This is a genomic window from Paenibacillus sp. FSL K6-4396, from assembly GCF_038002525.1.
GTDB lineage: Bacteria > Bacillota > Bacilli > Paenibacillales > Paenibacillaceae > Paenibacillus > Paenibacillus amylolyticus_B.
On sequence record NZ_JBBOCR010000001.1, the window covers coordinates 1,488,114 to 1,501,913 of the forward strand.

At 48.3% G+C, this 13,800-nt stretch carries 13 protein-coding genes and 1 other annotated feature; of the genes, 8 read left to right on the top strand and 5 right to left on the bottom strand.

The features are described 5' to 3' along the window. The first annotated feature begins 355 nt into the window (after positions 1-355). The gene (cls, locus tag MHB85_RS06560) at positions 356-1,795 is read left to right on the top strand and encodes a cardiolipin synthase (protein WP_341072657.1); all 1,440 of its coding nucleotides are present in this window, start codon (positions 356-358) and stop codon (positions 1,793-1,795) included. A 347-nt stretch (positions 1,796-2,142) separates the two neighbouring features. After that, positions 2,143-3,054, top strand: a complete 912-nt coding sequence (locus tag MHB85_RS06565; RefSeq protein WP_036668942.1) for a YitT family protein — start codon at positions 2,143-2,145, stop codon at positions 3,052-3,054. Between the two features lie 55 nt (positions 3,055-3,109). Here the strand turns inward: MHB85_RS06565 and ligD are convergent, their stop codons facing one another. The 5 genes from ligD to ku form a co-directional block, all read right to left on the bottom strand. Further along, complete coding sequence (gene ligD / locus MHB85_RS06570) at positions 3,110-4,000, bottom strand: non-homologous end-joining DNA ligase (RefSeq protein ID WP_341072659.1); 891 nt, start codon at positions 3,998-4,000, stop codon at positions 3,110-3,112. A 39-nt stretch (positions 4,001-4,039) separates the two neighbouring features. Continuing rightward, on the bottom strand, positions 4,040-4,990 hold the full coding sequence (locus MHB85_RS06575) for an ATP-dependent DNA ligase (RefSeq protein ID WP_341072660.1): 951 nt from the start codon (positions 4,988-4,990) through the stop codon (positions 4,040-4,042). Positions 4,991-5,044: 54 nt separating this feature from the next. Further along, the gene (locus tag MHB85_RS06580; RefSeq protein ID WP_341072662.1) at positions 5,045-6,142 is read right to left on the bottom strand and encodes a GerAB/ArcD/ProY family transporter; all 1,098 of its coding nucleotides are present in this window, start codon (positions 6,140-6,142) and stop codon (positions 5,045-5,047) included. Between the two features lie 177 nt (positions 6,143-6,319). Further along, positions 6,320-7,189: a VOC family protein gene (locus MHB85_RS06585; RefSeq protein ID WP_091015400.1), complete on the bottom strand. Its 870-nt coding sequence runs from the start codon at positions 7,187-7,189 to the stop codon at positions 6,320-6,322. A 316-nt stretch (positions 7,190-7,505) separates the two neighbouring features. Beyond that, entirely contained in the window at positions 7,506-8,420 is a 915-nt protein-coding gene (gene ku / locus MHB85_RS06590; protein WP_017690092.1) for a non-homologous end joining protein Ku, read from the bottom strand. A gap of 248 nt (positions 8,421-8,668) precedes the next feature. On the opposite strand from ku, the gene MHB85_RS06595 reads away from it, so the two are divergent. The 6 genes from MHB85_RS06595 to tsaD all read left to right on the top strand — a co-directional run bounded on the left by MHB85_RS06595 (position 8,669) and on the right by tsaD (position 12,559). Continuing rightward, positions 8,669-8,965, top strand: a complete 297-nt coding sequence (locus MHB85_RS06595; RefSeq protein ID WP_192133236.1) for a hypothetical protein — start codon at positions 8,669-8,671, stop codon at positions 8,963-8,965. A gap of 4 nt (positions 8,966-8,969) precedes the next feature. Continuing rightward, a complete protein-coding gene (locus MHB85_RS06600) occupies positions 8,970-9,146 on the top strand; it encodes an H-type small acid-soluble spore protein (RefSeq protein WP_026081228.1) in 177 nt (58 codons plus the stop codon). Between the two features lie 266 nt (positions 9,147-9,412). After that, positions 9,413-9,895, top strand: a complete 483-nt coding sequence (gene tsaE / locus MHB85_RS06605; protein ID WP_017690089.1) for a tRNA (adenosine(37)-N6)-threonylcarbamoyltransferase complex ATPase subunit type 1 TsaE — start codon at positions 9,413-9,415, stop codon at positions 9,893-9,895. 2 nt (positions 9,896-9,897) lie between these two features. Then, the gene (gene tsaB, locus MHB85_RS06610) at positions 9,898-10,746 is read left to right on the top strand and encodes a tRNA (adenosine(37)-N6)-threonylcarbamoyltransferase complex dimerization subunit type 1 TsaB (protein WP_341074203.1); all 849 of its coding nucleotides are present in this window, start codon (positions 9,898-9,900) and stop codon (positions 10,744-10,746) included. A gap of 239 nt (positions 10,747-10,985) precedes the next feature. Beyond that, on the top strand, positions 10,986-11,507 hold the full coding sequence (gene rimI, locus MHB85_RS06615; RefSeq protein ID WP_036668955.1) for a ribosomal protein S18-alanine N-acetyltransferase: 522 nt from the start codon (positions 10,986-10,988) through the stop codon (positions 11,505-11,507). Then, the gene (gene tsaD / locus MHB85_RS06620; RefSeq protein WP_091015395.1) at positions 11,504-12,559 is read left to right on the top strand and encodes a tRNA (adenosine(37)-N6)-threonylcarbamoyltransferase complex transferase subunit TsaD; all 1,056 of its coding nucleotides are present in this window, start codon (positions 11,504-11,506) and stop codon (positions 12,557-12,559) included. Before rimI ends, tsaD begins: the two co-directional genes overlap by 4 nt. Before the next feature lie 748 nt (positions 12,560-13,307). After that, positions 13,308-13,644: a binding site (T-box leader), on the top strand. The last annotated feature ends 156 nt before the right edge of the window (positions 13,645-13,800 follow it).

A 13,800-nucleotide genomic window follows, 5' to 3' on the forward strand; every position in this document is an offset into this window, starting at 1 on the left:
TAATAAGTTTTTAACGATTATTATATCTAATTTTACGTAAGAAGACCACCTCCAGACAAAGAAATGAGGAAGAGTCTGGAAGGTGGAATGAGCAGATTGGCGTCACAATGCGAATCTGCTCATTCATTAAACTGATATGTAGAAGGTAACACAGTCAGAATATACAATGAACGAAGTAGAAATTTGAATTTCCAGAATCAAGTATTCCGTCGGCTTATGTAAAGTTTTATCTAAACAAACGTTACGAATAGGGGGTACATTGGGTATCTATGATTAGCCGTATACATAATCGTCAAAGCTGTGTAGGTGAGAGAAGGGCAAGGTCATGAAGCTTGCCACTTGAGGAGGAAGCCGAATGTTCTGGCTGGTCATTATATTACTCGTATTTATTTTCCAGGCAGCCACAATTCTTTTGCTGGAATTTCGTAATCCGGCTAAAGCTGTGGCTTGGCTGTTTATTTTGTTCTGCGTGCCTTTGATCGGTTTTGTAGTGTACTACTTCGTGGCGCAGGATTATAACAAACGAAAAAAACTCCGAAAGGGTGGATCGCGGATCTTCCGTGAAATGAAGGAAACGATTTGGGAACAAGCCCACATCATTGGAGATGTCGAACAGATGCCTGGCGATCGTTTCAGCCACCAGCATCGATTGTTTAACCTGTTATCCCATCTGTCGGAGAGCCCGATTACAGGTTGTAACCACAGTAAGGTGCTCACAAATGGTGAAGAGGCATTTGCGGCAATGCTGAGAGAAATGGAAAAAGCAAAGCACCATCTGCATGTGGAATTTTACATTTTCCGTGATGATGTGATCAGTACGAAGTTTCAGGATGTCATGATTCGCAAGGCACAGGAGGGCGTGAAGGTTCGGTTTATATGTGACGGTCTCGGCAGTCACAAGATGAGCTGGAGTTTTATCCGCAAACTGCAGGATGCAGGTGTGGAGTTTCATTATTTTCTACCGCCACTGATTGCAACGATTGACCGAAGAGTCAACTACCGGAATCACCGTAAAATTGTTGTTGTGGATGGACAGGTAGGTTTCGTGGGTGGCATTAATGTAGGCGATGATTATCTTGGACAATATCCAGAGGTGGGTTTCTGGCGGGATACACATGTGCAGATCGAGGGAGATGCCGTGTACTTCCTGCAAAGTACGTTCCTGAACGACTGGAAATTAGCTTCCGGTGAGCGAATTACCGAACCCCAGCTTGTGGAATTGTTTCCACCTCATATCTGTAGCGGGGAAGAACGAATTCAGATTCTGGCCAGTGGGCCGGATCAGGACTGGGATGCCATTCAGGAAATGTGTTTTGGAGCGATTTCGGTGGCCTGTGACCGGATTTACATTACCACACCTTATTTTATTCCTGATCCTGCCCTTTATGAGGCACTCAAAACAGCTGCTGTCAGTGGCGTGGATGTGAAAATTATCATTCCGTATCAATCCGATTCAAAGCTTGTTCATTTGGCATCTCTTTCTTATGTAGAGGAACTTCTGCGAGCAGGTGTTGAGTTCTTCCAATATCGCAAAGGTTTTGTACATGCCAAAGTGATGATTGTGGATGAGTTGCTTGCAACGGTAGGCACGGCCAATATGGATATGCGCAGTTTTTTTTGCAATTTTGAGTTGACGGCTGTCCTGTTCGAGTCCTCTCCGATTCAGCGTTTGATCACTGACTTTGAACGTGATCTCGGGGAATGCAGTCAGATCGATGGGGAGGTATTTCAGAAGCGTTCACGACGGCAAAAAGGCGCAGAAATGCTTTCTCGGATGCTTTCTCCGCTTCTTTAGCCGATTTAGGGCAGATTTCTGAAGATAAGTTCACTTTTTGTGAATTTATCTTCTTTTTGCTGAGTATTTTGCGCAAATTTGATCTTTTATGATATAATAGATATATAAATCATGTCTTGGCGAAGGAGGGGAGTCTGCGGGAAAACAGGCTCCCTTTTGCTCTCTTTTGAAGTGCAAACCGGGATGAATAATATTTTGAATCCATTTTATATCGCCTTTAGATGCTTGCGCTGTATAGCCAGGGTACATATAGAACGCAGTTTGCTGTTCTCCATATGTAGATTCACCCTGAGTATTTAAATGATTTATAAAATGGATTCACACACTGATTTAACGGGGGGGATACCATGTCCAATGTAACGGTGAAAGAACTAACAGCCAAGCAAGCTGACCGCGGGGTCAAAAGCTCGGTGTTTACATTAAAGCTGCTGCAACGTATTGTGATGATTCTGATCGGTGCTGCACTAATGGCTGTATCGCTTGAAGTGTTTCTCGTACCGAATGGTGTTATTGATGGTGGGATTACGGGGATTTCAATTATGGTGTCAGAACTTACACATCTGCCACTCGGCGTATTCCTGACCTTGCTCAACTTGCCTTTCCTGATTCTGGGTTACAAGCAGATTGGTAAAACATTTGCGTTATCCACGCTGCTGGGGATCGTGGTCATGTCCATCGGGACTTCGTTATTGCACCATGTTCCTGCATTAACACCAGGGGAGCCTTTGCTCGGAGCTGTATTTGGCGGATTGATCCTGGGTGTGGGTGTTGGACTTGTCATTCGGTCTGGCGGTTCACTGGATGGTACGGAGATTGTGGCCATCTTGCTTAGTGAGAAGTCACCGTTGTCTGTAGGACAGATCGTATTGTTCATTAACGTGTTTATTTTCGCCGGTGCAGGATTTGTATTCGGTTGGCCGAATGCCCTGTATTCCATGATTGCATATTATATTGCGATGAAGATGATTGATATTGTGAATGAAGGACTTGACCAGTCCAAATCGGTATGGATCATTAGTGAGAAATATCGTGATATTGGTTCAGCCCTGACAGACCGTCTTGGTCGTGGTGTAACTTTCCTAGATGGAGAGGGCGGATTCAGCGGGGACGAGAAAAAGATCATTTTTGTCGTGATCACCCGTTTGGAAGAAGCGAAGCTGAAGACCATCGTTGAAGATTGGGACCCGCAAGCCTTTGTGGCTATCGGTAACATTCATGACGTGAAGGGCGGACGTTTCAAGAAAAAAGGTATCCATTAGCGATTGATATATACATGAATAAAAATAGCCGACACCCTTGTGATGAGGGAGTCGGCTATTTTTTCTTCAAATGTTTGAGAATGTGTTCAACGGGTTGGGGTTCAACAGCTGCGATTAAATCACCGGTTTGGTTCAAGCGTTCAATAATGTTCATCAGATGATAATCCTGGATGGAGACGTTGCTTCGAACCTCATCCCAGGTAAGGGGTGTAGAGACAGTGGCGCCAGATTTGGCACGTGGTGTATAGGGAGCGGCAAGGGTCTTGCCTCCATAATGCTGGAGATAGTCAAAATAAATGCGGTCTCCACGGTCCTTTTTGAGTCGTTCCAGTGTGAACAGATCCGGGTGCTTTTGAGTGACATATTTGCCTACAAAATAACCAACCTCTCTCAATTCATCAAAGGTTACCCCTTGCACGATGGGAACGATGATCTGAACTCCTGTTGCGCCCGAAGTTTTGGGAATGGACCTCAGACCAAGGGAAGTCAGGGTTTCGCCAACGATGAGTGCAGCTTGCATGATCCGGGGTTCATGTTCCTGAGTGGGGTCCAGATCAATCATCCATTCACAGGGCAGATGGTTTCCCACAGCATGCAAAGAAGGATGGAATTCAAGTGCGGCCAGATTGCCAAGCCATAACAATTCGGGAAGTCCATTCATGACCACATAGCGGATGCCGTCGTGAACTTCAGTGCGCACATAATCTGGTACAGGCTCAGGGGCATTCTTTTGATAGAAAAATGTTCCTCCAGCGCCGTGGGGATACCTTATCGTGGTGAGAAGTCGATTGCTCGTATACTTGAGCAGATAAGGAGCCAGAGCGGCCAGCTTTTGCAGATAGATGGCTTTGGTAACACCCGCATCCGGCCATAACAGCTTGTCCGGGTTTGTGACCGTCAGTTCTGTGCCTTCTATTATGATGGTTCCCTGGATCTTGGGGGCCATTTGGAACACCTCCTATACGTAATCTATATACGAACTCATTCATTGAAGAAGCTGATTCGCCAGACAATCCTCACGAGTTACATCCGCGAAGGTCTGAATACTGGGATGGCGTAGAGTTTGGTGATGAGTCAGCTCCATATATTGCACTTTGACTCCTATTCGTGGTTCCACCCAGGTGGTCTCTGCACTGCGCTCGGGTACATTATGGAACGGTCTGTCCTGCCTGATCAGAGGCTCGACTTGATGTGTGAGTTCCCGCCAAGTATTGGAGTTCAGCTTGCCAGTCCCGACATGACCAATATAGACAAAGTTTGGCCCATCATATACACCGACCGCGACGGCATTCACAATACCGCTCCGGTACGTGACTCCCCCGATCATGGCATATACATCATGCATGATTTTGACCTTCTGCCAGCGCTGATCCTTGCCCTGTATGCCATAACTGCTGGTGAGATCCTTGCAGACAATGCCTTCCATCTGATGTTGCCTCATGACCGTAAGCAGGGAAGCGGCGTCAAGCGTATTGGTGACCTCCTGAACATGGGGAGCGGTGTTAAGGACCTCGTGCAACAGGCGCTGTCGATCTGCCAAAGGCTGATCCGTCACCCATTTCCCCTCATAAAACAGGATATCAAATACCATATATGTGACCGGAATCTGATGTATGGCTTGGGCAATACCTTCGGGTCTGCTCATCCGATCCCGTCGAAGAACGTGATAAAACGAAGGTTTTCCGGTGTCTGGGTCCAACGCAATAACTTCTCCATCCAAAATATAAGAGGAGCCTGAACATAGATTGCGTGGTGTTACCAGCTCGGGATACTGTGCGGTTCGATCATGTAATCTGCGATTCACCAGGCGCAGCTCCTGCCCGTCCTCATAGGCAAGCATACGGACTCCATCCCACTTGACCTGGGCAATCCATTGCGGCCCTGTGGGCAAAGTATCTCTGGAGATGGGTTCGAACGGAATCAGCGGTTTGAACATGGGGTAACTCCTTCCTCGCCCTAATGAGCCGGCGCAGGTTCATTCGGAATTTTGTTATATTTTTTGGAAGCGGGACTTCATATGATGCACCAAAATGAGCAGTAACGGAAGTGCTATGCCACAGGTCAGATCCCAATCAATCCAATAGGGAATAACGACCTTGAGATAAAAGTGCTCGTTCGGAGAGATTAGAATAGACATGGCGAGAATAAGCATGGCACCCGGCAGGATCAGAGAACGGTGACTGGACAAGCGAAACAGGTGAGCGACGCCCAGGACAAAACCGTAGAAGAACAGGGTGGCTTTGAAGAAAACAGCGATAATCCAGACCGATGCTATGAAGGCTTCGATGCGTTGCACAAAGTTTCCGATATTGATCTTCTGTGAAAGGTTGAATGAAGCGAACCAGTGATGCTGGGTCATCCATGGTCCCATAACGAGCAGACACATACTTAGCGTCAGTGTGAGTAGCAATCCGCCAATCATCCCTGCTAACAGGATGTCCTTCTCCAGATGGGGCTCATTTTTGGTGTATGGAAAGAGCATCATGAAGATGCATAGTTCACAGTAGGGATATGTGAGTACAGCAACAAAACCTTTGAATGGATCAAGAAACCCTTGTGCCAGCACAGGTTGGATGTTGGCCAAACGTACATGGGGGATTAGACACACCGTCAGAATAAGCAGGAACAACACGATCAGAGGAAGAAAGACCTCTGCAGTTTTACCAATGCTCTCCAGACCCGACAGAAGTCCCCAGACAAGCGCACACATAAAAACCAAATGCAGAATCAGTAATGGAGATTCCGGCAAGATCTGGGTAGACATAAAATCGCCAATCTCCCTAATGAACGTTGAGGTACTGATCAGGAAATAAAAGAGATAAAAAGAGCCAAACAAGGTCCCGATCCAGGGTCCCAGTGTTCGAAGGGCATTTTGAATCAGATTTAACCGGGGATGCAGTTTGTAGGCAACAAGCATAATGAAGAGTATGCCAAGGCCCCCTGCGACTCCCAATAAGGCTGATAACCAGACATCCTGATGAGCGTAGGATGTGATCATGGAAGGGAAGACCAGAATCTGCTCCCCAATTGTACACAGGAACATGAGTGAAGCGAGCTGTCTAACAGTCAAACGTCCCTTTTCGATCATGAGGTATCTCCTTAACATATCTTGTCTATGTATTGGTTAGAATGCACCAATTGTGCCAGTTTTATAAAAGCCAACTCAAAAAGCCCGTGCAGCCGATCTCTCTGTGATGTAGAGAAATCAGTTACCCGGGCTTTATAAAATGAGGTTAAGCAAACATATTGTAACGCCTAAACAAAATCAGTTCGCAGTTGTCAGACGTATACGAATATTTTGTGGGTCTACCGTAAACCAGGTACCCTCTACTTGTGTAACGACTGCGCCGGATTGACGCAATTGTTCAAGTGCTTGTTCCACGTGATCCTTTGTGGCGTAGACAATGGTGAAGTAGTCAATTCCTGTAGCGTTATCTGGATTAACAGGTGCATTCACTCCTGCCCAGATATTCAATCCCAGATGATGATGATAGCCGCCTGCGGATACAAATAGTGCTGACATGTTGGCGAAGTTACCCACGATATCGAAACCGAGTACGCCGGTGTAGAAGTTGCGGGCTTCTTCCAGGCTGCGGACGTGGAAATGTACGTGACCAATAACGGTGCCAGCAGGCAGGCCCTGCCAAGGTTCATTCTCCGATATGGCAAACAGGCTTTCCACATCAACAGGATCACTTGCCATTACGTAGTTATTGTCGCTATCCCGTTTCCAGGTATCACGTGCACGGTCAGCATAGATCTCAATCCCGTTCTGATCGGGATCGGAGATATAGAAGGCTTCGCTGACCAAGTGATCGCCTTGGCCGATATCGATACCGGATGCAGCCAGATTACGAAGAGCAAGACCCAAGGACTTACGGTCAGGCAGCAGGATGGCGAAATGGTACAAGCCAGCGTGTGAGCGTTCCGGCAGGGTAATTCCATCCGTCAGTTCTTCCAATCGCAGCAGGGACTGTTTCCCGTCGGCTGTGAGTGTAGCCACTTTGCCACTCCGCTCCAGCAATTTCAATCCAACCACATCGGTATAGAATTTAATCGAACGGTCCAGGTTCATAATTCGGAGACTCACTTCACCCAGATGGGTTGTGGCAGGGATTTGATACGTTGTATTCATGATTGTTTCCTCCTGATCATAGATAATATGTGTTCTCGTTTGATTGTTTATATGCGTTGAAAACGGATTATTAAATGACATGCTGTTGAAGAAGAATTGCAGGGTGACTGTATATTCATAAATAAGTTACTTTTCATAAGTTAATATAAAATATAAATCTGCTTTCGTCAATCGCATTTTACAATTATAGCTGGAGTTTTATTGACAAGAACTGCTTCAATAGTTCTGAAAACAAAAAAATCCGACTGTGAAGCCGGATCGGAGTAAACCTCATTACATGAGTTATATAACGTAATCGGTCTTGCCTTAGCGACATTCAAACTTTTGGTTTGGGTGTCGCTTTTTTTCTTTTGGCTGGTGCAGCGGGTGTATCGGATTCTCCTCCGGCAACCGCTTGAGCAGGCGTTTTTCGTGGCGCACGTTTCTTAGGCTTGGCCGTTGTTGTCCCAGGGTCAGCCGGAATAGGCTTCACGGCCTCAATACTTGCCTGCAAGGCAGCCATCAAATCCATCACATTGGCTTCAGGTTTGGCTGGAGCAATCTTGATTTCTTCGCCTGCCACTTTGTGCTGGATAAGATCCAGCAGTTTGCTGCGGTAGTCATCGGTGTATTTACCGGGTTCAAAAGGTGTGGACAATTGATCAATCAGCAGCTTTGCCATCGTGAGTTCCTTTTCATTCACGTTCTGCACTTCCGGCAAGTTGGGCACCTGGGAGACAGGACGAATCTCGTCCGGATAGAAAATCGTCTCCATGGAAAGGCAATCTTCCAGCACACGTATGGCAGCCAGACTGCTTTTCGAGCGAATGGAGATTTTGGCGATGCCAATTTTGCCGGTATCCCGCATCGCGTTCATCAAGAGCTGGTAGGCATTTCCACCAGCCTGATCGGGAGAAAGGTAATATGTTTTCTGAAAATATATTGGGTCAATCTCAGTCAAGTCGACAAAATCCAGGATGGTAATGGTTTTGCTGGTGGAATCATTTAACGCTTCCAATTCATCTTTCTCGAAGAGTACGAACTTTCCTTTTTCATATTCATAGCCTTTGGTAATCTCTTCCCACTTCACGTCCACTTCACAGGATGGACATTGACGAACATAAGCGAGCGGGCTGCCGCAGACTTTATGGATATAGCGCATCGAGATGTCTTTGTCTTCGGTAGCCGAGAACATTTTGACAGGGACATGCACAAGGCCAAAACTGATTGCGCCTTTCCAGACGGTATGCATAGGTCGGCTCCTTTCGAAAGGTTGTTCAAAAATTCCATCTTCTCGGTACTAAAACCGGACTTTTTGAACACGGATTTATATTCAATAGTATGGGCATCTGGCGCAAGGGATAATCGTCTTGTAGACGAACAATTCGTATGGTTCGGCAAGAGTCGGGGATGATAACAGAAACATGCTTGGATTTCGACAGGAAGATGAGCATGGGATAGGTAGTTATTCTCGCAGCACATATGCCGGGAGGTGCAATATTGAAAAACAGACGTGATGAGGAAGAAGCACACAAGCATGCATTTTCTCCGTATCCTCTTGCCAAAGCCGAAAGTGCTGAAGAATTCTATACACCTGCTACAGCTGTAAACTGGGAAGCGGTCACTTCGGAAGAATTGCCCCTTGATCGGGAGTCGTTCATGCTCGACATTGACCGGATGGTGAATGAAGGGTTAGGCGGGGGGCAGGTTACGGAAGATAACGGTTATATTGGTGATAGCACAACAGACACCATGATTAGGGAAGACCACGAAGATCCGGAAGGGGAGTATGAATAAGATGATGGATGCGAAGCGCGCCAAAGCGATCTATGATTCCAAAGATACCATTGCCGTTACGCTGGAGGGAGATCCAGTCTGGATCGAGAATGTGGATGAAGCCAATGGTATGGCAACCGTTCAGGTTGGCAGCAGACCGGGAAATACCCAGACGGTTCGTGTGGACCGCTTGGAGGAGTAGATACAAGTAGCATATAGTTATTGAGCATTCGAGAATGAATAAAAGCTGAAATATATGCATATCACGGCCGGTACCGAGAGGTGCCGGTTTTTTGGTTTTTACTAATAGGTGTCTGAAACTTCGAAGGAAGCGAGTTTTGAGACATGTCTAATCATGCATGTTATATTTCCGCTTGCCTCCTTGGATGTTGCGGGGGAAGAAAGGGACCGATATAATAAGGTTCAAAGTGAACTCAGGCGGCTGGACCGCCAAAGGTGGGGCGAATATTGAATCAGACGCACGAGCAGTGGGTGTATCAATCCCATGGCATTGCAGATACAGAAGCACTTGCTTCCGCACTCGCCAGACAGGCAAACGCCGGCATGGTGATTGCTTTGGATGGTGATTTGGGCGCGGGAAAAACGGCATTTTCACAGAAATTTGCCTGGCATTTGGGTGTACGTGATGTGGTAAGTAGTCCTACATTCACACTAATCAAGGAGTACGAAGGGCGTCTACCTTTGTATCACATGGATGTATATCGCATATCGCTGGAAGAAGCGGATGAGCTTGGACTTGATGAATATTTCTATGGAGCCGGAGTCAGTCTGGTGGAGTGGTCGAGTATCATTCCCGAATTGCTGCCGCAAGAGCATTTGCATGTGCAGATTGAAACAACGGGCCTGGAGGATCGAACGATTACACTGGATGGGTACGGCGAGACTTATGCAGCCATGTGCCGACAGTTCAGACAGAATGGAGTCAAATGATGATGGAAGATTTACAAAAAGAGCCGCGTCAGCGGTTTTTGGCGTTGGATACATCCACCGCAGTGATGGCAGCTGCGATGATGGAAGATCATGCGCTTCTGGAAGAGCGCAATGAACGGGCTGAGCGCAACCATTCGGTACACGTTGTACCGGTGATGGAACAGCTGCTGGCCGCCAGCAACACACAGCCTGGGCAACTTGACGGCATTGCCGTTGGCGTTGGCCCAGGCTCGTACACGGGCATCCGCATTGCGGTGACCGCGGCGAAGACACTGGCCTGGGCGTGGGACATCCCCGTAGCCGGGGTGTCCAGCCTTCAGGCCCTCGCCTGGGGCGGCTGGCACAGCGGCCTAGCCGCCAAGGCAGAAGCTGCGGCAGAGGAAGCCGCAGCAGGGGCTGGCGGAACGCCATCCGCGGACCAGGGCAGCACAGGTGCTGCCCCTGTCCACTGGATCGTTCCGCTTGTGGATGCACGGCGCGGTCAAGCGTGCACCGCGCTGTTTGCCTCCGCCGGGAGCGATGCGCCCCGGCGTTTGGCGCCTGATGCCATCCGCAAGATGGACGGATGGCTGGAAGCCCTCGCCGCCCGCATGGCGGAGGCGGCGCCGGAAGAGCGGCCCGCAGCCGTCTGGATCGTCGGCGAGACGGGCCCTCATGCTGCGGCAGCCGCGGAGCTACGCTGCCCCGCAGGAACGGCACTCCAGCTCGTACCTTATGAGCTGGAAGGCCGCTGGGTTGGGCGCCTTGGCGCCGCCGCGCTGCTTGCAGGTCAGCGTGATGACGTGCATGCACTGGTGCCGAACTACACCCAGTTGTCTGAAGCGGAAGCCAATCTACTGCGCAAAGGCTAAAAGAGGTTGTTCAAAAAGTCCGCTTTTGATTACGAAGGATACCTGGTGGCATCATCAGCATCGAATATGGAATTCAGCCGAAATAAGCGGGGGGGCTTACGAAGTATGTTTCCTTTGGAAACATTGTAGTTGCTCACGTAGTTTTCCTACGCTCCGCTACTCCATTTCTAGCCTCATCCCATCTTCTCGGTACTGAAAACCGGTCTTTTTGAACACGCACTAAAGGGGAGGGGAAGCAGATGGACAATGTGGCGAATAATAAGCAGGAAGCAACGCTTCAGTTCAGGTTCATGACACTCGCGGATATTCCCGATGTGATGGAGATTGAACATGAGGCCTTTACCCTGCCCTGGACGGAAGAAGCATTTCAAAATGAATTGACACACAATCATTTTGCTAAATATATGGTGATGGAATTGGAAGGAAAAGCCATTGGCTATGCAGGTATGTGGACCATCATGGATGAAGCCCATATTACCAATATTGCAGTCAGAGGCGCGTATCGTGGACGCAAGCTTGGTGAAAAGTTACTGGATGAATTAATGAGTACAGCGGCTTATCTCGGGATGGAACGAATGACGCTGGAGGTAAGAGTCTCTAACAGCATTGCTCAGCGTTTATATCAGAAAAAAGGGTTTGAATCGGCAGGTCTTCGTAAAGGGTATTACTCCGATAATGGGGAAGATGCGATGATTATGTGGGCGAACTTGCCGTCTGCAGGCCGGAGCGGCGAAGAGGAAGGAAGCGTACTGGATTCATGAACGAACTTAATGAAAAAATAAATTCTGCACCCTCCTACATTTTGGCGGTGGAGACAAGCTGTGATGAAACATCGGTAGCTGTTGTTAAGGATGGGAGAGAAGTGCTGTCCAATCTGATCTCAAGTCAGATCGAGACGCATAAGGCATTTGGCGGAGTGGTACCTGAAGTGGCTTCACGCAAACACGTTGAAGTCATTACGTTGATGCTGGAACAAGCGATCGAACAGTCCGGCATTCGTCCACGTGATCTAAGTGCAATCGCCGTAACACAGGGGCCTGGGCTTGTCGGAGCACTGCTGGTGGGTATCGTTGCGGCCAAAACGATGGCGATGGCACTGGGCAAACCACTCATTGGCACACATCATATTGCGGGGCATATCTATGCCAACCGACTTACTCATGAACTGCAATATCCAGCGATGGCACTGGTCGTATCCGGTGGACATACAGAACTCGTGCATATGGAATCCGAGGGCAAGTTCAAACTGATTGGTCGTACACGTGATGATGCCGTAGGCGAAGCGTATGACAAAGTAGCACGTGCATTGGGTTGTCCTTATCCGGGTGGCCCGCATGTGGACCGGATGGCGTCTGAAGCGGAGGATGTAGTGCCATTACCACGGGTATGGCTGGAAGCGGGTTCGTACGATTTCAGTCTCAGTGGTCTGAAGTCTGCTGTACTGAATGTGCTCAATCAGGCCAAAATGCGAGGAGAAACCTTGGAGCCGTCTGCGGTTGCACGTGGTTTCCAGGAAGCTGTTGTTGAAGTGTTGGTGGAAAAAGCCGTTAGAGCAGTTCGTGAATATGGTTCACGACAATTACTGTTGTGTGGTGGTGTTGCAGCTAACCGGGGGTTACGCTCGGCATTACAGGAGCGATGCACGAAGGAAGGGCTTGAACTGTTAATTCCGCCAATGGAATATTGTACGGATAACGCGGCTATGATCGGAGCGGCTGCATATCTGAAATGGCAGCGGGGAGAAATTGCTGAATTTGATGCGAAGGCAGATCCGGGGCTTTCCCTGGAGGCATGGTCCGTTCAGTCCTTATAGAGGTTGTTCAAAAAGCCCGCTTTTGATTACGAATGATGCCTAGCGGCATCATCAGCATCGAAGATGGAATTCAGCCGAAATAAGGGGGAGGCTTACGAAGTATGTTTCCTTCGGAAACATTGTAGTTGCTCACGTAGTTTTGACTACGCTCCGCTACTCCATTTCTAGCTTCATCCCATCTTCTCGGTACTGAAAACCGATCTTTTTGAACACGCACTTATAGTTTATATAAACAGGCTGTTTGAGATTAAGAGTTGACAGCCTGCATGTGAAGAATGTATATTAGTTACAAATTTAAACAGGAAGTTATTTTCCTGAACTGATAAACGCGATGAACAGGAATAGTAAGGTCAATCCCGGTCTTAGAGAGCTGCGGTATGGTGCAACGCAGTCGAAGGAAACCTGAAACTCACCTGGAAGCGGAACGATGGAACACGGTGACTCCCTGGGAGAATCCGAAGGCCAATCATGGCCCAAAGTACATGGTTACGGGTTGCCTCCGTGAATGGGCCGTTGTCGGTAGGACCGTTATTAGAAGGATCAACTGACAATAACTGAGGGGGCTTTCAGGCTGCTTCAAGTGATCCGGATATGCGAAAGCATTCATGGGTTGTCTTGAATGAACAGGAAGGAAGTCAACAAGAGTGGTACCGCGAAGGTGAACAGCCTGTCGTCTCTTGCATTATTGCATGAGGTGGCAGGCTTTTTTTGATTTTCAAAATAAAGATGAATGAAGTTAGGTCATATTATAAATGTGATGAACGGGAGCAGTAGAACGATAAAGCGCTCAGAGAGCTGCGGGGTGGTGCGACGCAGTGGCTGGAATCATTCGAATCTCGCCCGGGAACGGAGTTGTGGAAGCGTGGGGACGATATCAATCGTCCAGTTGTCCTGATGGACAACAACATGTGTTACACAGCAACGGTTAACCCCCGTTATAGGGTGTTTCTCCGAATTCCATTGGTGTCGTGCGTGTACGCACATCCAGCGGATCGGAGACGACGAGGTGGATGGAGTCCGGCGCAAGCCTGGCCCATCAAGCGAGAGTGGTACCGCGGAGGGGATAATAACCCGCCGTCTCTTATATGAGATGGCGGGTTATTTGTGTTTGCTGCCGGCAGCAGGGTGGGCATGGGAAGAACTATATGGGGATTGAAAAGTCAGAGGATCAGGGTGTAAGTCGACGTACACTCTGTCATGAGGGTAAGCGGGATATACAACGAACGAGTAATGAACATTGA